We start from the raw sequence: 19327 nt of genomic DNA, 5'->3' as shown, positions 1-19327 counted from the left end.
GGACGGCCCGGTCGAACCAGGCGCCGGATCAGCCGAGCAAGCGCCAGTCCCAGCGGCTTCGAACTCGTAGCGGCGCGTCCTGGGTCACGATCTGCGGCGTGGTGTTCAGCCCGTCCGGTGGACCCGACTGGGGTTCGACGCAAATCCCTTGCGGCAGTTGGTCGTAGACCACGATCCAGCGCACCGGGCTGGTGATGCGCAGTTGCAGCCGGCCCGGCCAGGTCAGGGTGGCGTCGACGCCGTCGGGCATGCCGAAGCAGTCGTCCCACGGGCCCGGGCGGGGTGGTACTCGGTCGCCGGTGGGCAGGTAGTCGTCGCCGCGCAGTTCCTGCCAGGCGGGGGTGAAGTCGAGACGGAGCGGTGGGTCACCGGCGGACAGGGTTCGGCGGAACCACGGGTGCCAGCCGGCCTGGGCCGGAAAGTCCACGGCGGCAGGGGAAATCGTCAATTCCAGGTCGAGGCCGTGGGCGTCGATCGCGATTCGCTGGGTGACCGTGCCACCGAACGGCCACGGCGCGCCCAGGTCGAAGGACAGTTCGGCGGCGGTGTCGGTCAGCGCGGCCGCGGTCCAGCCGGCCGTCCAGCCCAGGCCGTGGAGGGCGTGCGGCGGGGCGTCGCACGGGAACTCGTATTCCCGGCCGGCGTGGCGCAGCACGCCGTCGCGTAGCCGGCCGCACCACGGAACCATCGGGAAGCTGCCGTACTCGTCGCCGTCGACCAGCAGGTCGTGCCCGGCCACCGTCAGCCCGCTGATCCGGCCGCCGTTACCCGGGCTGAGCCGGACTGTCGCGTCCGCGCAGCGCAGTATGACCGCATCCGACCGGGGATTCATGCGGCCGAATCTAGCAATGCGCACACGAAGACCGGACGAGTATCAACAGTTTCGCTCAGCTGCGATGTTCGCATCTGTTAGGTTCCCGGGCAATCTACGCAAATTTCACCGTGAGGAGGTCGACGGCGGTGACCCTCGCACTCGACGCCCCGCTCCGGCTCAACGTCGGCGCACTCGACTACTCGCTGATCACGATCTATTTCGTATTCGTGCTCGGCATCGGATATCTGGCCCGCCGCCAGGTGTCCTCCAGCCTCGACTTCTTCCTGTCCGGCCGGCGTCTCCCGGCCTGGGTGACCGGCATCGCGTTCGTCTCCGCCAACCTCGGCGCGGTCGAGATCATGGGCATGTCGGCCAACGGCGCTCAGATCGGCATCGCCACGGTGCACTACTACTGGATCGGCGCGATCCCGGCCATGGTCTTCCTCGGCCTGGTGATGATGCCGTTCTACTACGGCTCCAAGGTGCGCAGTGTCCCGGAGTTCATGCGGCGCCGCTTCGGTCCCGGCGCGCATCTGGTCAACGCGCTGAGTTTCGCGGTGGCGCAGGTGCTGATCGCCGGCGTCAACCTGTACCTGCTGGCCACCGTGATCAATGCGGTCCTCGGCTGGCCGCGCTGGGTGTCGCTGATCGTGGCGGCGGCGGTGGTGCTCACCTATACCGCGCTCGGCGGGCTGTCGGCCGCCATCTACAACGAGGTGCTGCAGTTCTTCGTGATCCTCGCGGCCTTGGTGCCGGTCACCGTCATCGGCCTGATCAAGGTCGGGGGTTGGAGTGGGTTGCGGGACAAGCTGATCGACACCCACGACAGTCACGGCGCGGTCACCGCGACCGCCGCCGAGCAGATGCGGTCCTGGCCGGGCCAGGCGCTGAGCGGCTTCACCTCGCCGGTGTGGTCGGTGGTCGGGATCGTATTCGGCCTCGGATTCGTGCTGTCCTTCGGCTACTGGACCACCAACTTCGTCGAGGTGCAGCGCGCGATGGCGTCGGATTCGATGTCGGCGGCCCGCCGCTCGCCGATCATCGGCGCCATCCCGAAGATGCTGATCCCGTTCGTCGTCGTGGTGCCCGGCATGATCTGCGCGGCCATGGTCGGCGACATGATCAACCTGAAGAACACCGGCGCGGGCAACGGCGTCACCTACAACGACGCGATGCTGCTCATGATCCGCGACACCCTGCCCAACGGGCTGCTCGGCGTCGCGGTGGCCGGCCTGATCGCCTCGTTCATGGCCGGGATGGCGGCCAATGTGTCCGCGTTCAACACCGTGTTCAGCTTCGACCTGTGGCAGCAGTACGTGGTCAAGGACCGGGAGGACCGCTATTACATCCGGGTCGGCCAGGTGGCCACCGTGGTGGCGGTGCTGCTGGCGATCGGCACCGCGACCATCGCCGCCGGGTACTCGAACCTGATGGACTACCTGCAGACCCTGTTCGGTTTCTTCAACGCCCCGCTGTTCGCCACCTTCATCCTCGGCATGTTCTGGAAGCGGATGACGGCGACCGCGGGCTGGGTCGGGCTGGTGGCCGGAACCGCTTCCGCCGTCACGGTTTTCGTGCTGCAGGAGACCGGGACGATCGACCTGCCCGGGCAGGGGATGGCGTTCGTGGCCGCCTCGGTGGCCTTCGTGACCGATATCGTGATCTCGGTCGTGGTGTCGCTGCTGACGACCCCGCGTCCGGAAGCGGAACTGACCGGCCTGGTCTATTCCCGCACCGACCGAAGCGATTTCGGCGGCGACGACGCGGGAGCCGCCTGGTACGCCCGCCCGGTGCCACTGGGCGCCGCGGTGCTGCTGGCCGCCGTGGCGCTGAGCGTCGTCTTCCACTGATCCCGTATCCCGTTCGCACGCAGAAGGAGTCGCTTCGTGAACACCTCCGAGAAGCCGAGCCGGTGGGCGCGGTTGTTCGACATCCGGTCCATCGTCGCCGCGCTGCTGGGCGTGTACGGCGTGCTGTTGCTGGTCGCCGGGATCGCGCCCGCGCTGGCGAAGGCGGGCGCCGGCACCGCGACCCACACGCCCGACCGCACCGATCTGGCGGCGGGCGGCGTGGCCAACCTGTGGGTCGGCGGCATCCTGGTGCTGATCACCCTGCTGTTCGCGGTGTGGGTCGTGGTGCGCCCGGCCGACCGCGACTGACCGGTTGTTCGGAACTGTTCGTATCTGTTGGATGATGATAGTTTTGTCGGATGCTCGCAGCTGAACGTCGCCGGCGCATCCTTGACGCCGCCATCACGTACGGCGCGGTCCGGGTGTTCGGCCTCGCTGCCGAACTGAACGTGTCGGAGATGACCATCCGGCGCGATCTGGATCGGCTGGCGGCGACCGGGGAACTGGTCAAGGTGCACGGCGGCGCGGTCCGGGTCGAGGGGACCTCGCTCAACCGGGGCGTCGAACCGCCGTCGGCCCGCAAGGCCGAACGCAATATCGCGGCGAAACAGGCCATCGCGCTGGCGGCCGCGGCCCGGATCGAGGACGGCATGACGCTCGCGATCGGCGCGGGCACCACCACTCTGCAGGTGGCCCGGCTGCTACGCGGCCGGGACGTGTCGGTGGTGACCAACTCGATCTCGATCTTCCACGTCCTCACCGACCCCGAGGACGATCACCTGCCGGTCGGGGAGGTGCAGCTCACCGGCGGGCAGCGCACGCCGTCCGACGCCCTGGTCGGTCCGGTCGCCAACGCCATGCTGGAACGGGTGCGGTGCGATCTGGCGCTGCTCGGCACGCACGGCATCGATCCAGCGGCCGGCTTCACTACCCCCAATATCGGTGAGGCCGAGACGGATCGGCGCTTGATCGCCTCCTCCCGGTCGACGGTGCTGCTGGCCGATCACACCAAGTTCGGCGAGATCGGCGCGCACCTGTTCGCCGAGTTCGACGCCGTCGACGGCCTGATCTGTGACGCCGGGCTGAGCGCCGCGGCGCGCGAGGTGCTCGCCGCCGTGGTGCCGTTGACCATCGCGGAAGGAACCCCCGCCCCGTGAGCCGCACCCTGGCCGCGCCCGCCCGCACCCTGCCGACTCCCGTCCGAGGCCGGCTCGCCGACGATCGCGAGATCTTGCTGTACGACTCGGATACCGGGCTCGGCGTGGACCGGCGCGATCTGCCCCGACGGTCGCCGCTACCCGTCACCACGGTGCGCCGGGATCCGCGCACCGGCGACCGGGTGATCGTGGCCCCCGCCCGGCAGGAACGCACCTATCACCCGCCCAGGCAGATGTGCCCGCTGTGCCCGGATCCGGACGGTCGGTCCAGTGAGATCCCGGCAGCGGACTATCGGGTTGCTGTGCTGGAGAACAGATTCCCGGCACTGTCGACGGTCGGGGTGCCGTACCGGGCTGTGCCCGAGGCGAATCCGCTTCGGGTCGAGGAGCTGGGCACCGGCCGCTGCGAAGTGGTCTGTTTCAGTAGTGATCACGACGGCTCGTTCGCCGCCCTGTCCGACGAGCACGCCCGCTTGATGATCGACGTGTGGGCGCACCGCACAGCCGAGCTGTTCGCCCGCGACGACATCGCCGAGGTGTACTGCTTCGAGAACCGCGGCGCGGAAATCGGTGTGACCCTTGCCCATCCGCATGGCCAGATCTACGGCTACCCGTTCCGCACCCGGCGTACCCGCGACCTGCTGCGCACGGCCGCCGCGTACCGCGCCGAGCACGGCACCGATCTGTTCGAGTCGATCCTCGCCGACGAAATCGCGGACCGGACAAGGCTGTTGGTGCGCACCGAGCACACCACGGCGTTCGTGCCCTTTGCCGCGCGCTGGCCGGTCGAGGTGCACGTCTACCCGAATCGCCACGTACGCAACCTCATCGACCTCACCGCAGCCGAAGCCGACGACCTGGCCCTGGTCTATCTCACGGTGCTGCGCGCCTTCGACGCGCTCTACGCCCGCCCGCTCCCCTACATCGCCTCGTGGCACCAGTACCGTGCGGACGCCGAAGAGGGCTACCTGCACGCCGAACTGTTCTCCGTGCGGCGCAGCGCGGACAAGCTCAAATACCTTGCGGGGTCGGAATCCGGGCGGGACGCGTTCCTCAACGACAAGACCCCGGAGACCATCGCCGCCGACCTACGGGCGGTGATCGCATGACCTGGGTGCGGGCGCACGCGCCGGGACGGGTCAACCTGATCGGCGAACACACCGACTACAACGCGGGATTCGCGTTGCCGATCGCCCTCGAGGCCGGCACGGTCGTCGACTTCGAGGTCGGCGGCGCGGACGCGACGATCCACGCCGGGTCGGACCGGAAGCCGGATTCGGTTGCGGTGCCGCTCGATACGTCGCCAAGCACCCACCGCGTCACCGGATGGGGCGGTTACGTCGCCGGAAGTGTCTGGGCGCTACGTGAATTCGGCGTGGCGGTACCGGCCGGCCGGATGCGGATCACCTCGACAGTGCCGGTCGGCGCGGGTCTGTCCTCGTCGGCGGCGCTGGAGTGCGCGGTGCTGTGCGCGCTCACCGCGGCGGCCGGCGCCGTGGTCGACCGCACCGAGCTGGCCCGGATCGCGCAGCGGGCGGAGAACGAGTACGTCGGAGCGCCGACCGGGCTGCTCGACCAACTGGCCGCGCTGTACGGGGAGCCGGACACCGCGCTGCTCATCGACTTCCGGTCCGTGCGGGTGACCCCGGTGCCGCTGGAATCCGCCGGCGGCGTGTGGCTGGCGATCGACTCGCGCAGCCCGCATCGCAACGCCTCGGGCGAGTACGCCGACCGGCGCCGGGCCTGTGAACGCGCCGCCGAACTGCTGGGCGCGCCGTCCCTGCGCGACGTGGCCGATGACGACTGGCGGCAACTCGCCGACGACGAGCTGCGCCGCCGCGCCCGCCATGTCCTCACCGAGAACCGCCGCGTACTCGACGGCGCCGCCGCCCTGCGATCCGGGGACGCCACCGGATTCGGCGCGCTGATGCGTGCCTCTCATGCCTCGATGCGCGACGACTTCGAGATCACCACGCCCGCAATCGATCTGATCGCGGCCACCGCAGACCGGCTCGGCGCGTACGGGGCCCGGATGACCGGCGGCGGCTTCGGCGGCACCGTGATCGCCTTCGCCCCACAGGACGCGGCGGACCGGATCGCCGCCGAGTTACCGGATACGGTGGCGGCCGCCGGGCACCCCCGGCCCGGGTGCACCCGGATCCGCCCCGGCGCGGGCGCGCACCTGCTCCCGGACACCGAACCGGCCCGCCGCACGGCAGCACCGCCACCGGTACACCGTTAACCTGTCCGATATGACCGACGTGAAGATCAGCGTGGAGTGCGCCGCCACGGCCGAGACCGCGTTCGCCTATGTGAACGACTACCGGACCGCGCCGCAGTACATGGCCGAAGTGCACGCCATCAGCCCGCTCACCGACCAGATCGAAGGTGTGGGCGCGACATTCGACGTGACCGTCAAGCTCGGGCCGGCCACCTTGCACACCACCGTCGAGGTGGCTCGCAGCGAACCGGGCGTCGTGCTGGCCATGAAGTCGGTGAACGGCTTCCAGGTCGAGACCACGTACAACTTCACCGACCTCGGTGGCGGCCGCTGCGGTCTGGTCGTCGACTTCGACTACCGGGTCGCGCCCGGCCTGGCGGGCAAGGTCCTGGGCAAGACCATCGAGCCGTTCGTCAAGATCGCCGCCGCGCAGATGACCAAGCGGCTCAGCGCCGAGATCGAGGCATACCACCTGAGCCGCTGACCGCGAGATCGCCCGGCTCTGACAGCAAGGTCTCAGCCACGCACCGGCCGGGCCATGGCAAGCTGATGCGCGTGACGGAATCTGTGAACGCTATTGCCACCGCCGACCTCGCGGACGAGATCGGCCCCGAGATCCGGAGCTGTGACACCCAATTCACGCAGTTCGGCGGGCGGGAGTCGTTCGCCGGCCGGATCGTGACGATCCGCTGCTACCAGGACAATCTGCTGGTCAAGCAGACCCTCGGTGAGCCGGGCGAAGGCCGGGTCCTGGTCGTCGACGGCGGCGGGAGTGTGCACACCGCCCTGGTCGGCGACATTATCGCCGGGCGCGGGGTCGCCAACGGCTGGTCCGGTGTCGTGATCAACGGCGCGGTCCGCGACTCCGCGATCCTGCGCACCCTCGACATCGGGATCAAGGCGCTGGGCACCAACCCGCGCAAGAGCACCCAGACCGGCTCCGGTGAGCGGGACGTCGTGGTGCAGATCGGCGGGGTGACGTTCGTGCCCGGCGAGATGCTCTACAGCGACGCCGACGGTGTCGTGGTGCGAGCCGAGTAGACGGCACTCACATGTTGACGACCCTGGCCAGATGTCCGGCCAGGGCGACGACATCGCCGGCGTGTAGCTGACGGCCGCGCCGTAGCTCCACCTCGTCGTTGACGCGCACCAGGCCGGCGGCGACAACCGTCTTGGCCTCCGCACCGCTATCGATGAGGTTGGCCAGCTTCAGAAATTGTCCGAGGCGGATGACATCGTCATCGATCGGCACGTCGACTGGATCCGACATGGGGTACATCTTTACTTCCCGCACCGACACGGGCAACGGCGGGCCGGTTCGAGACACCGGGCGGGAAGGCATTCACACTGGACCGGTGACCTCGAACCGCGAGCCGGTCCGCGCGACCGCAACCGTGCCGCACCGCGCGCGCGGCCGGTTCGCCGAGGTGCCGCACCTGGCGGGGATCGTTCTGGCGACGTTCTCGGTGCTGGCGGCCCTGTGGAGCATCTCGCCCGGACTGCGGTTCATCACCCGGGTGCCGCGCGAGTACATCGACAGCTACTACTTCGACGCCCCGGACACGAGCCTGGTGTGGGCGCTGGTGGTCGGGTTGCTGGCCGGTGCGATCGCGAGCCGGAAACGGGTGGCCTGGTGGCTGCTGGTGGTCTACCTGACCATGTTCACGGTCGCGAACGCGATCGATCTGACCGACGAGCGCAATCCGAACGTGGTCATCGCGCTGGTGGTGCACGTGGTGGTGCTCGGCCTGCTGATCGCGGCGTGGCCCGAGTTCCACACCCAGGTGCGGCGCGGCGCCGGCTGGACCGCGCTGGCGACGCTGGTCGGTGGTGTGGTCGCGGGCACGCTGATCGGCTGGGGCATCATCGAACTCGTCCCGGGCACACTGCCACCGGGTATCGAACGCCTGCTGTGGGCGCTGTCGCGGGTCACCTCACCGGTGCTGGTCGGCAGCGACACCTTCGACGGCCGGCCACCGCACGTGGTGAATCTGCTGCTGGGTTTCTTCGGGTTCGCGGCCCTGGTCGCGGCGGCGGTGGTGCTGTTCCGGTCGCAGCGTTCGGAGAACGCGCTGACCGGGCTCGACGAGTCCGCGTTGCGCGGCCTGCTCGCCCGCTCCGATGTGGACGACTCGCTGGGCTATTTCGCGACCCGCCGCGACAAGGCGGTGGTGTTCGCCCCCAACGGGAAGGCCGCGGTGACCTACCGCGTGGAGCTGGGTGTGTGCCTGGCCTCCGGTGACCCGATCGGCACGAAGGAGGCGTGGCCGCAGGCGGTCGACGCGTGGCTGCGGCTCGCCGACGCCTACGGCTGGGCCCCGGCGGTCATGGGCGCGAGCGAGGCGGGTGCCACGGTCTACAAGCGCGCGGGACTGTCGGCGCTACGCCTGGGCGACGAGGCCATCATCGACACCCGCACGTTCTCGCTGGCCGGGCCGGAGATGAAGCAGGTGCGGCAGGCCACGAACCGGTTGCGTAAGCAGGGGTTCACGGTCCGGGTTCGCCGTCACCACGAAGTCGATGCCGAGGAGATGGCGGCGGTCATCCACCGCGCCGACACCTGGCGCGACACCGAGACCGAGCGCGGTTTCTCGATGGCGCTGGGCCGGCTCGGCGATCCGCTCGACGGCGACTGCCTGCTGGTCGAGGCCGTGGATTGCGACGGCCGGGTGTGGGGTGAGCTGTCGCTGGTGCCGTGGGGCCGGACCGGGGTCTCGCTGGATCTCATGCGCCGGGATCCCAAGGGCCCCAACGGGATCATGGAGTTGATGATCTCGCAGCTGGCGCTGGATTCCGAGCAGTACGGCATCACCAAGGTGTCGCTGAACTTCGCGGTGTTCCGGGCGGTGTTCGAGGAGGGCGGCCGGATCGGGGCCGGCCCGGTGCTGCGTTTGTGGCGCGGCACGCTGATGTTCTTCTCCCGCTGGTGGCAGCTCGAGGCGCTGTACCGCTCGAACGTGAAGTATCAGCCGCAGTGGGTGCCGCGGTTCTCGCTGTTCGAGGATCGGCGCAATCTGCTGCGGGTGGCGATCGCCTCCGCGCTCGCCGAAGGTTTCCTGCCACGGTTCGGCAAGGAGCCGGATCCGTTGCGGCACACCGGTATCCACTCCGCCGTGCCACCCACCATGCACGGCCTGCACGCCGACGGCAGCCCCCCGGAGCTGGAACCGGAAGAGCTGGAACCGTATTCGGCGCGCCGCCCCGAACAGGTGCGGGTCCGCATGGACAAGGTGGAGCGGCTGGCGGCGGCCGGGATCGACGCCTACCCGGTCGCCTATCCCCCGACGCACACCGTGGCGGCCGCCTGCCGGGCGCCGGTGGGCACGACGGTGCGGGTGTGCGGCCGGCTGCTGCGGATCCGCGACTACGGCGGGGTGATCTTCGCCGAACTGCGCGACTGGTCCGGCGACATCCAGTTGCTGATCGACCGGGAACGGGTCGGCGGCGGCCGCTCCGACGAGTTCACCTCCGACTTCGACCTCGGTGACCTGATCGAGGTCAGCGGCCGGATCGGTTCGAGCCGCCGCGGTCAGCTGTCGCTGCTGGCACAGGACTGGCGGATGATCGGCAAATGCCTGCACCCGCTGCCGGACAAGTGGCGCGGCCTGGCCGACCCGGAGGCGCGGGTGCGCCGCCGCTACCTGGACATGGCCATCAACCCCGACACCCGCGAGGTGCTGGCCAAGCGCAGCGCGGTGGTGCGCTCGCTGCGGGACACGCTGACGGGCTGGGGATTCCTCGAGGTCGAGACCCCGGTGCTGCAGCAGGTACACGGCGGCGCGAACGCGACCCCGTTCGCCACCCACATCAACGCCTACGACCTGGACCTGTATCTGCGGATCGCGCCCGAGCTGTACTTGAAGCGGCTGTGTGTGGGCGGGCTGGAGAAGGTGTTCGAGCTGGGCCGGGTGTTCCGCAACGAGGGCGTGGACTACAGCCACAATCCCGAGTTCACGATCCTGGAAGCCTATGAGGCGCACAGTGATTACCTGCGGATGATGTCGGCCACCCAGCAGCTGATCCAGGATGCCGCGGTCGCGGCGAACGGCAAGTGCGTGGCGTTGCGGCCCGGTCCCGACGGCACGATGGTCGAGGTCGACATCTCCGGTGACTGGCCGGTGAAGTCGGTGCACGGCGCGGTCTCGGAAGCGCTGGACACGATGATCACACCGCAGACCGGAGTGGAGGAACTGCGGGCGCTGTGCGAGAAGGCGGAGGTGCCGTGCCAGCCGGGCTGGGACGCCGGGCAGATCGTGCTGGAAATGTACGAGCACCTGGTCGAGGACCGCACCGAACTGCCCACCTTCTACATCGATTTCCCGACCTCGGTGTCGCCGCTGACCCGCGCGCACCGCAGCATCGACGGCGTCGCGGAACGCTGGGACCTGGTGGCGTGGGGGGTCGAATTGGGTACGGCCTACAGCGAACTCACCAATCCGATCGAACAGCGGCGGCGGCTCACCGAGCAGTCGATGCTCGCGGCCGGTGGTGATCCCGATGCCATGGAGCTGGACGAGGACTTCCTGCACGCCTTGGAGTTCGCCATGCCGCCGACGGGTGGTCTGGGGATCGGTGTCGACCGGGTGGTCATGCTGATCACCGGGCGCAGTATCCGGGAGACCCTGCCGTTCCCGTTGGTGAAACCGCGGTCCTAGGCTGGGCGGCGTGCAACTGGTACTCGTCCGCCACGCCCAGCCGGTGCGGGCCGCCGTCACCGGCGGTCCCGCCGACCCCGAACTGACGGCGCTCGGCCGCGAACAGGCCGCCCGGGTGCCGAATGTGCTTGCGGCACTGAGCAGTCCGGAACGGCCGATCACACGCGTGGTGGCGAGCCCGCAGCGCCGGGCCCGCGACACCGCCGTGCCCACCGCGGACCGGCTGGGCGTCGAGCTCGAGATCGTCGACGATCTGGCCGAATACGATCGCGATCTGCCGGTGTACATCCCGATCGAGGACGCCGGCGCGGCGGGCGCGCACGAGCTGCTGCGGGCGCAGTACGACCGGATCAAGGCCGGTCACCTGCCCGAGCAGATCGATGCGGGCGCGTTCGTGTCCCGGGTGCACAAGGCCGTGGACGGGCTGGTGTCGGCTGCCGGGCCGAGCGACACCGTGGTGGTCTTCGCGCACGGCGGCGTGATCAACGTGCTGCTGCAGGATGTGCTGAGCTTGGCCAGGCCGCTGACCTTCCCGATCGACTACTGCTCGGTGACTCGGGTGCTGTACTCGCGCACCGGCACTCGCACCGCGGCCACGATCAACGAGAACGGGCACGTCTGGGACCTGCTGCCGCGCAATCTGCGACCGGCCGCGGGCTGAACTCACAGATCGTTCCCAGCGCGACCGACTGCCACGCCCAGCCTCGGAACCTTTCATGGAACCCAGTGAGCGCCCGTACCGGCTCACGGTTCCGACAAGAAAGGCACACCGATGCGTACCTCCGTCAAGTCTCGCCGTCCGGCCGCCCGGGTCGCGGCGCTGGCCGCGTTCGCGCTGCTCCCGCTGGCCGCTGTGGCGGCACCGGCACTGGCCGACACCGTCCCGTCGGCCGCCGCCGTCGACCAGGACGATTGGCACCACCACCGCCACGACCACGACGGCTGGCAGAACGGCGACCGGGACGACCAGGGCAACTGGCCCGGCGACCAGAACTCGGACTGGCAGAACCCCGGCTGGCCGGGCGGCCAGGGCTGGCAGAACCCGGCCGGCTGGCAGGACCCGAGCGAGTGGCTGCAGCAACTTCCGACCGGCTCTTTCGGCAGCTGAGGCCGGGTCACAACCATTGCGGCAGCTGCCCACCGGGTTCGTTCCGGTGAGCGGCAGGTTCGGCCACGAGACGATTCGAGGGCCGTCCCGGTCGGGACGGCCCTCGAATGTCTGTGTGCGGCGCAGCCTACGAGATCAGTTCTGACCCGCGATCCACTGGTGCATCCACTGCAGCGCGCTCTCGCCGCCGCCGACGTCGTAGGTGCCGTAGGAGGTGTGCGCGCCGGCGCCGTAGAACTCGGCCAGCTTCTCGACACGTTCCCGGTTGCCCTGATCGTTGCCGATGGCGTTCTGCAGCATGGGGATTCCGCCGTTGGCCAGGATGTCGCCGACCAGCGAGTTGCCGTCGGCCACGAGCCGGCCGAGGTCGCCGGGGTTGACCGCGGACAGTTCGGCGGCGAAGCCGATGGCCCGGGTCAGGTAGTCGCCCTCGGGGGTCGAGCAGTAGAGGTCGCCGTCGACGCAGATGGTGCGGACCCGGTCGGTGAGCACGCCGAAGCCGCCGGGCCGCGTACCGGCCGCGCCGGAGCCCGGGACCTGCGGGCCGACCTGGGTGTCGGCGGGCGAGCGGCTGGGGTCGGAGAGCAGGCCGACCGCGGTCACGCGGTTGGCGGGGATGACGCCGCGTCCGGTGCCGATCCTGGCGGCGACGTCACCGGCGGCGTCGGCACCCTGGCTGTAGCCGAGGATGGCGAACTTGGTGGCGGCGCAGCGGGCGGCCATGTCCTTGATGACGCCCTCGGCGTTCTTGACGGCCACGTCCTTGGACGATCCGTAGACCGCACCCTCCCACGGGAAGGCGGTGGCCGGGTAGGAGATGTAGTCGACCTGCATGGAACCGGGCAGCCCGTCGGTGACGCCGGCGAGCATGCCGCCGCCGATCACGGCCTGGTTCTTCTGGTCGCCGGTCTCCCAGGTGCCGGGGACGGCTACGACGTCGACGCTCGGGCAGCCCGAATCCGCGGCGGCCGTTCCGCTTTCGGCCAGGGTCAGGCCGGACATCACCACGGCGGTCGCGCCGGCAACCGCGATGTACTTCTTCACTCGCATATTGATCCAGTTCGAACACGCCCGAGTCGGGCCCAACCAATGGTCCGGTTCATCCTGCCAAACCGGAATTACATTCTAGTTAATTCCCGGCGAACCGATTCGACTGCCGATAATACGGGCCCAAACCGACTCGCGGACCCGAATGAACCGTGACCAGCTCATTCGGGCCGCGACCCGGCCGTCGTCAGGCCGCGCCGGCGATGAAGCTGTGCATCCAACTGATGGCGGTCTGCCCGCCGCCGACGGCGTAGGTGCCGTAGGACGTGTGATATCCGGTGCCGTAGAAGTCCTCGATCTGCTTGACCCGCTGCTCGTTCGCGTCACCGGTGAGCTGGGACTGCAGGGCGCCGATCCCGCCGTGCGACATCAGGTCGCTCGCCAGGTTCACGGCCTGCAGCTGGTAGCGCCACATGTCGGCCGCGTTGCCGCCGGACACGGCCGCGACGAACCCGGCGAGCCGGGAGATGTAGTCCGTGTCCTCGGTCGCGCAGTAGAGGTCGCCCTCGGCGCAGACCGTCCGGACCCGGTCGGTGAGCTGACCGAAACCGCCCGGCCGGGCACCCTCGGCACCGGAGCCACCGACCGGCGGGCCGACCTGGGTGTCGGCGGGCGAGCGCTTCGGGTCGGAGACCAGGCCGACCGCGACGACCTTGTCGGCCGGGACGACACCGTGCCCGGTGCCGATCTCGGCGGCCACGTCACCGGCGGCGTCCGCACCCTGGCTGTAGCCGACGATCGCGTACTTGGTACCACCGCAGTGCGCGGCCATATCGGCGATCAGACCGCGGGCGTTGTCGCGGGCCTCCTTCTCGGAGGCGCCGTAGACGTCGCCCTCCCACGGGAAGGCGGTGGCCGAGTAGTCGACGTAGTCGACCCGCATCGTGCCGGGTAGGCCTTCGGTGACACCGGCGAGCATCCCGCCGCCCCGGACGTTGTCGTCCTTGTCGACACCGGTCTCCCAGGTGCCGGGCACCGCCACCACATAGGTGTCGGGGCAGGCCGAATCCGCTGTGGCCGTGCCACTTCCGAGCACCAGACCGGACAGGCCCGTCGCGGCGACCGCGGTGGCCGCGACGCACTTCCTCACCCGCATACTGCTCCAGTTCCCACACTCGCCCAACCAGGGCATCACAATCTTGCGCATTGCTCAGGGCGGCGGGAACATTCACGCTCGCCACCGGCGAGCCAAGAATATGGGGCACGGGACGGACTTTCCATTCCGAACCCGCGTGGCGTCCGATTTCCGATCATGGCGCGCACGTGACAGCACCCGCGGACCGAAATCCGTGGGCGCCTACGTTGTTCAGCCGCTGCCCAGCCCGTTTCCGGACCGCTCAGCCCATTCCGGCTACGTAGTCGTGCATCCAGCCGATCGCGTTCTGTCCGTCGCCGACCTGATAGCGCGGATATGCCACGTGCGCACCGGATTGCAGGAAGGACTGCACCTTGTCGATCAGGTCCTCGTAGGATTGCCGGCTCATCTGCGAGGCCAGGGTCGGGATGCCGCCGTGCGCGCCCAGGTCACCGATCCAGACGCCGGTGTCGAGCATGTCCCGCCACAGGCCGGCCGGGTTCATCTCGGTACCGCGCACGATGAGGCCGGCGAGCCGGCTGACGTAGTCCTGTTCGTCGGTCGCGCAGTAGAGGTCGTCGGCGATGCAGACGGTGCGCACCCGATCGTTGACGAAGCCGAAGCCGCCGGGCCGGCTGCCCTCGGCGCCGGCGCCCGGCGCGGGCGGCCCGACCTGGATGTCGGCGGGTGAGCGGCTCGGGTCGGAGATCAGCCCGGCGCCGGCGAACCGTTCCGGCGGGATCACCCCGTGGCCGGTTCCGATCTCGGCGGCGAGGTCACCGGCGGCGTCGGCGCCCTGGCTGTAGCCGACCACGGCGAACTGGGTCGTGGCGCAGCGGGCGGCCATCTCGGCGATCAGGCCGCGGGCGTTGTCGACGGCCTTGTGCTTGGAGGTGCCGTACACCTCGCCGTCCCACCAGACCGCGGTGGCCGGGTAGTCGATGTAGTCGACCTGATGGGAATCGCCCAGGCCGTTGGTGACTCCGCTGAGCATGCCGTGGCCGCGGACGCCGTCGAGCCGGTGCGGCCCGGTCTCCAGCGTGCCGGGAATCGCGATCACCTCGACCGACGGACAATCGTTGTCCGCGACCGCGTTCCCGGCGCCGGACACGGCCGGTGCCACCGCACCCGCCGCCATGAACGCCGCCATCGCAATGCACTTGCGCACCCGCATTTCGCTCCAGTTCGTTCCGGCCCCTATGGGGTATTGGACTGCTGACCAAACAAACACTGCAACAACACCGACAGTTCGGGCACCGAAACCGATTCAGTCGGTAATTGGATACCGAAAGTTCGGTTAGCACCCCAAGGGTCATGGCCCCTAACCTGGGACCAGGGAAGTTGCCCCTATTTTGCCAACAATGCGATGACCCCCCTAAGGTGCCCGGTTACAGTCAATTTATCGAGGTCGACCACATACCGATCGGTTTGCCAAGTGAATGCGAAGAGAAAGGGGAGTCGGATGAACCACCACGGCCAGCGGACTGCCGAACCGACTCCCGACGACACAGCCGCCGCTCTGACCTCCGCAATCGCCGATCGTGACTGGCAGACGGCCATCTCGCTCATCGAGAATAGCTGGGTCACGCTCCTGCTCGACGACCCTCAGCTGCTGCGCGTCGCGGCCGAAGCGATTCCCGAATCCGAACTGTCCGAACACCCTACATTATTGGCCGGCCGAAAACTGTTCACTCACTGGGGATCCACCAATACCAGTGGGTTGATCGAACTTCCGTCGGACCCGGAGGAATTGCGTGCTCTGGGAGAAACGCCGAAAGCGCGCGACGCATTGAGTGTCGGCGCGGTGCGAATGATAATGCAGCGCGCGACCGGAGAATTCCGGCGCGCGGCCGACATCGCCCGCACGCAGACCCCGCTCGTCTCGAGCGCCTCGGAATCCCAGCCCGACACCCTGGGCGCGCCACTGGCCATCGTCCGATTCCAGCGCGGCATCACCTACCAGCTGAGCGGATCCTTCACCGAGGCCACATCCGAACTACAGCAGGCCTACCGCGCGGCCCGCGCCGCCGGCCTGACCCAGCTGGCCCGCGACGCCGCCCTCGAATCGGCGCTGGGCCGGGCGGTCGCCGGCGACATCCTGCAGGCCCGCCGGCGGCTCGGCCAAGCGCCCGCCGGGCTGTCCGGCCGTTCGGTGGGCTCGGTGGCGCAGGCGCTGGTAGCGCTGGAACGGCTCGACCCGCCGGATGCCGGCGCCGTGCTCGACGACATCGGCGAACCCGAAGACCGCGACGAGATGTGGTCGTTCGTGGTGTACGCCCGCGCCCAGTACGCGCTGGCCATCGGGCAGCCGTTCCTCGGCCTGGCCCACCTGACCCGCGGTGTCGCGGCCAATGCCGACACCTGCCGGCCCGGCGGGATCGCCTACTCGCTGCTGACCGCGAGCGAGATCGATCTGCGGCTGGCGGGCGGCGAGGGGAACAAGGCCATCGAGATCGCCGACAGCGTGATCGGCGACGATCCCTGGACGGTGGTCGCCGCGGCCCGCGCGAATCTGTTCGCCCGCCGGCCGACCGTTGCACTCGCGCTGTGTCATCGGGTGGACTGGTTCCAGTCCGCGCAACCCCGCCCGCATCTGGAGGCGCTACTGGTCCAGGCGGCCGCGCACGAAGCGCTCGGCGAGACCGATTCCGCCGACACTCGGTGGGTGTCGGCCTGCACGCTGATCGAACAGACCGGACTGCTGCGACCGCTGGCGCTCGTCCCGACCCGGCTGGTCCGGACACTCAGCGAGCGCACCGGCGTCTCGACCAGCGGGGTCGCGGAATTCCTCGCCGCGGCAACTCCTTCGGTGTTCCCCACCGACGTCCCCGTGGTCCGGCTGACCGATCGGGAGCAGGCCATCCTGCGCGAGCTGGCCCGGGGCGAACCGCTGCGCAAGATCGCCGAGAAACAGTTCGTCTCGATCAACACCGTCAAGACCCAGCTGCGCAGCATGTATCAGAAAGTGGGCGGCCACTCCCGTGAGGAGGCGGTGGCCATAGCCCGGAAACTGGGTCTGCTGCAGCTGTCGTGACCGGATAACCCTCACCCGAACCGGGGGGAACTACTCATCCGGATCCGTGGCGCGCCCGGCAGGCTCGAATCATGTTCGCTACCAGCCCTGCCCTGCCCTCGCCGGCGGCCGTCGCGGCCGGCACCTCGTCCGAGCGGGACCGCGCGATCGACGTCGCCCGCCTGGTCAGCCTCCTCGTGGTGATGTTCGGTCACTGCGCGATGCTGCTGGCCACGATCACCGCCGGCGGAGTCCGGATCGGTGACACCCTGCAGTCCGCACCGGCATTGCAGCCACTCACCTGGGTGCTGCAGATCATGCCCCTGTTCTTCCTGGCCGGCGGCGCGGCCGCCGCCTACGGGCTGCGGGCGGAAACACCGTGGGGCACTTGGCTGGTGGGCAAGGCGCAGCGGCTGTGCCGGCCGGTGTTCTGGTACCTGGCCGTGTGGACCGTGGCGCTGGGCGCGGTGCGCGTGGGGATGGGGGCGGCCTCGGCGGCGCAGCTCGGCGAGCAGGTGGTCTCGCTGCTGTGGTTCCTCGGCGTGTATCTCATGGTGCTCGCGTGTGTTCCGGCGCTCACCCAGCTCGACACCGCACCTCGGCTCTGGCTCGGGATCGCCGCACTGCTCGGTGCCGCCGGCTCGGCCGACGTATCCCGGATCGCCTCGGGCTCCGACCTATTCGGCTATCCGAGCTTCCTCACCGTGTGGTTGATCCCGACGTTGATCGGTATCGGGTACGCGCGCAAGCTGATCGCGCCGCGCACCGCGGTCGTGGCCGCCCTGACCGCGCTGGCCGCCGAGATCGCGCTCGTGGCGTTCGGCCCCTATCAGGTGTCGCTGGTCGTCACGGGATCCGCTGGGATCTCCAATGTCTCGCCCCCGACGGTCGTGCTGGCCCTGCACTGCGTGGCCATGAGCCTGTTCTTCGTGGCCGCCGCCGGTCGCGTCGAGCGCTGGGCCCGCCACCCGAAGGTCTGGTACCCGGTGGCGGTCGGCAATGCCGGCGCGATGACCCTGTACCTCTGGCACATTCCCGCGATCGCGGTGGCCGCGTTCGGCCTGCATCTGGCCGACCTCGACGCCCACGACCCGCACCAGCCGGGCTTCTGGTTCCGGATCGCCCTGCGCGCCTGTGCTTTCGCCGCCGTACTGGCCCTGTTGTTCCCGCTGCTCACCCGATTCGAGCAGCGTCCGCTGCCCTGGTGGGATGCCCGCTTGCCGAGGACTACCGCTGCGCGCAGCACCGTTGCGGGCCTGTTCGTCTGCCTAGCGGGGGCCTCGATCCTGTTGGCCGCCAAACAAGGACTGGGGACCGAGCTCGGATGGTTCGCGGCAGTGGGATTCGTGGGGCTGTGCGCTTCTGCGCGCCACGCAGCGGGAGCCGTCCGAGAGTTGTAGTGCCACACCACCGTGCGGACACGTCCCGAGGACGGCCGGGCCTTGCGACGTTGCCGACCGGACTGACGCGACCTGTGGTGACCGATCCGGAACTGGGGCTGAATCCGATGTCGGTGGCTGTCCGGCGAGTCGCCACGGAACGGAACGACCGCGCATCCGACGGATGCGCGGTCGTAAGGCGCTGAGTCAGTTGGTGATCCGGCCACCGGCGACGTCGATGGTCAGGCCGGTCAGGTAAGCCGAGGCGTCGGAGGCCAGGAACAGGGCGGTCTCCGCAACGTCGGTCGTGGTGCCGAGGCGGCGCAGCGGGTGGGCGGCGGCGACCTGCTGCTGGACCGCCTCCGGCATGTGCGCCTCGACCTTCTCGGTGCGAATCGAGCTGGGGGCCAAGGCATTCACCCGGATGCCGTGCGGGCCGTACTCGGTGGCGAGATGGCGGGTCAGCATGATCAGGCCGGCGTTCGCGACGCCATAGGCCAGGTTCGCCTGGCTGGGCTGGCGGCCCGCCGACGAGGACATGGTGACGATGCTGCCGCTGCCGCGTTCCACCATCGCGGGCAGGAAGGCCTGCACGGTCAGGAAGACCGAGGTCAGTTCCGAGTCGAGCACCTCGTGCCAGCGCTGTTCGGTCAGGGCGCTGGTCGGCGCGGGCGCGCCCTGGCCGCCGGCAAACGGGCAGAGCACATCGACCGCGCCGAAGCGCTGGGTCACCGCGTCCCGCAGCTCCGCGAGATCGGCTGCGGCCGTGACGTTCGCGACGACGCCGAAGGCGGTACCGGCCCCGGCCGCGGTGATCTCGGCGACGACGCTGTCGAGGGCGGCGCGATCACGGCCGGCCACACACACATTCGCGCCCTGCGCGGCGAGCAGGCGGGCGGTCTGGGCGCCGATGCCCCGGGAACCGCCGGTGACGACCGCGGTCTTGCCCGCCAGGTCGGAGTAGGTGCTGAGCATGGGAATCGAGCCTTCCGGGCGAGAGTGCTTGTG

18 protein-coding genes are annotated in these 19327 nt (G+C 69.5%); 12 read left to right on the top strand and 6 right to left on the bottom strand.

Annotation, left to right across the window (positions count from 1 at the left end; genetic code table 11):
* Positions 1–28 precede the first annotated feature (28 nt).
* Positions 29–832 (bottom strand): aldose epimerase family protein, encoded by an 804-nt coding sequence (locus tag EBN03_RS06960; protein WP_122187079.1) that lies wholly within the window; start codon positions 830–832, stop codon positions 29–31.
* Between the two features lie 128 nt (positions 833–960).
* Here EBN03_RS06960 and EBN03_RS06955 point away from each other — a divergent pair, with 128 nt between their 5' ends.
* The 7 genes from EBN03_RS06955 (at position 961) to rraA (ending at position 7083) form a co-directional block, all read left to right on the top strand.
* Positions 961–2664: a sodium:solute symporter family protein gene (locus tag EBN03_RS06955; RefSeq protein WP_122187078.1), complete on the top strand. Its 1704-nt coding sequence runs from the start codon at positions 961–963 to the stop codon at positions 2662–2664.
* 36 nt (positions 2665–2700) lie between these two features.
* Positions 2701–2973, top strand: a complete 273-nt coding sequence (locus tag EBN03_RS06950; protein WP_122187077.1) for a hypothetical protein — start codon at positions 2701–2703, stop codon at positions 2971–2973.
* Positions 2974–3023: 50 nt separating this feature from the next.
* Positions 3024–3821: a DeoR/GlpR family DNA-binding transcription regulator gene (locus tag EBN03_RS06945; RefSeq protein WP_122187076.1), complete on the top strand. Its 798-nt coding sequence runs from the start codon at positions 3024–3026 to the stop codon at positions 3819–3821.
* Complete coding sequence (gene galT, locus EBN03_RS06940; RefSeq protein ID WP_233608215.1) at positions 3818–4930, top strand: galactose-1-phosphate uridylyltransferase; 1113 nt, start codon at positions 3818–3820, stop codon at positions 4928–4930. Before EBN03_RS06945 ends, galT begins: the two co-directional genes overlap by 4 nt.
* Complete coding sequence (galK, locus tag EBN03_RS06935) at positions 4927–6063, top strand: galactokinase (protein ID WP_122187075.1); 1137 nt, start codon at positions 4927–4929, stop codon at positions 6061–6063. Before galT ends, galK begins: the two co-directional genes overlap by 4 nt.
* Positions 6064–6073: 10 nt before the next feature.
* On the top strand, positions 6074–6526 hold the full coding sequence (locus EBN03_RS06930; RefSeq protein ID WP_122187074.1) for an SRPBCC family protein: 453 nt from the start codon (positions 6074–6076) through the stop codon (positions 6524–6526).
* A 65-nt stretch (positions 6527–6591) separates the two neighbouring features.
* Positions 6592–7083, top strand: coding sequence for a ribonuclease E activity regulator RraA (gene rraA, locus EBN03_RS06925; protein WP_199742646.1), 492 nt, complete (start codon positions 6592–6594; stop codon positions 7081–7083).
* 7 nt (positions 7084–7090) lie between these two features.
* Here rraA and EBN03_RS06920 read toward each other — a convergent pair whose 3' ends face one another.
* Positions 7091–7312 (bottom strand): RNA-binding S4 domain-containing protein, encoded by a 222-nt coding sequence (locus tag EBN03_RS06920; RefSeq protein ID WP_122187073.1) that lies wholly within the window; start codon positions 7310–7312, stop codon positions 7091–7093.
* An 85-nt stretch (positions 7313–7397) separates the two neighbouring features.
* Between EBN03_RS06920 and lysX the strand changes: the two genes are divergently transcribed.
* The 3 genes from lysX (at position 7398) to EBN03_RS06905 (ending at position 11805) form a co-directional block, all read left to right on the top strand.
* Entirely contained in the window at positions 7398–10697 is a 3300-nt protein-coding gene (gene lysX, locus EBN03_RS06915) for a bifunctional lysylphosphatidylglycerol synthetase/lysine--tRNA ligase LysX (RefSeq protein ID WP_199742645.1), read from the top strand.
* Positions 10698–10707: 10 nt separating this feature from the next.
* Complete coding sequence (locus EBN03_RS06910; protein ID WP_122187071.1) at positions 10708–11358, top strand: histidine phosphatase family protein; 651 nt, start codon at positions 10708–10710, stop codon at positions 11356–11358.
* A gap of 111 nt (positions 11359–11469) precedes the next feature.
* Positions 11470–11805 carry a hypothetical protein gene (locus tag EBN03_RS06905; RefSeq protein WP_122187070.1) on the top strand — a complete coding sequence of 112 codons (336 nt, stop codon included), beginning with the start codon at positions 11470–11472 and terminating at the stop codon, positions 11803–11805.
* A 135-nt stretch (positions 11806–11940) separates the two neighbouring features.
* Here the strand turns inward: EBN03_RS06905 and EBN03_RS06900 are convergent, their stop codons facing one another.
* The 3 genes from EBN03_RS06900 to EBN03_RS06890 all read right to left on the bottom strand — a co-directional run bounded on the left by EBN03_RS06900 (position 11941) and on the right by EBN03_RS06890 (position 15101).
* Positions 11941–12855, bottom strand: coding sequence for a cutinase family protein (locus tag EBN03_RS06900; protein WP_199742644.1), 915 nt, complete (start codon positions 12853–12855; stop codon positions 11941–11943).
* A gap of 184 nt (positions 12856–13039) precedes the next feature.
* Entirely contained in the window at positions 13040–13948 is a 909-nt protein-coding gene (locus tag EBN03_RS06895; protein ID WP_199742643.1) for a cutinase family protein, read from the bottom strand.
* Between the two features lie 241 nt (positions 13949–14189).
* The gene (locus EBN03_RS06890; protein WP_233608214.1) at positions 14190–15101 is read right to left on the bottom strand and encodes a cutinase family protein; all 912 of its coding nucleotides are present in this window, start codon (positions 15099–15101) and stop codon (positions 14190–14192) included.
* 288 nt (positions 15102–15389) lie between these two features.
* On the opposite strand from EBN03_RS06890, the gene EBN03_RS06885 reads away from it, so the two are divergent.
* Together EBN03_RS06885 and EBN03_RS06880 are read left to right on the top strand one after the other, a co-directional pair.
* Positions 15390–16961, top strand: coding sequence for a helix-turn-helix transcriptional regulator (locus tag EBN03_RS06885; RefSeq protein WP_158675554.1), 1572 nt, complete (start codon positions 15390–15392; stop codon positions 16959–16961).
* Between the two features lie 71 nt (positions 16962–17032).
* Positions 17033–18340, top strand: a complete 1308-nt coding sequence (locus tag EBN03_RS06880; protein ID WP_122187068.1) for an acyltransferase family protein — start codon at positions 17033–17035, stop codon at positions 18338–18340.
* Positions 18341–18526: 186 nt separating this feature from the next.
* Here the strand turns inward: EBN03_RS06880 and EBN03_RS06875 are convergent, their stop codons facing one another.
* Positions 18527–19294 (bottom strand): SDR family NAD(P)-dependent oxidoreductase, encoded by a 768-nt coding sequence (locus EBN03_RS06875; protein ID WP_122187067.1) that lies wholly within the window; start codon positions 19292–19294, stop codon positions 18527–18529.
* Positions 19295–19327: the final 33 nt, after the last annotated feature.

This window comes from Nocardia stercoris (assembly GCF_003696265.1).
In the GTDB taxonomy this organism is placed as follows: domain Bacteria; phylum Actinomycetota; class Actinomycetes; order Mycobacteriales; family Mycobacteriaceae; genus Nocardia; species Nocardia stercoris.
This window is presented reverse-complemented; position numbering and strand designations above follow the sequence as displayed.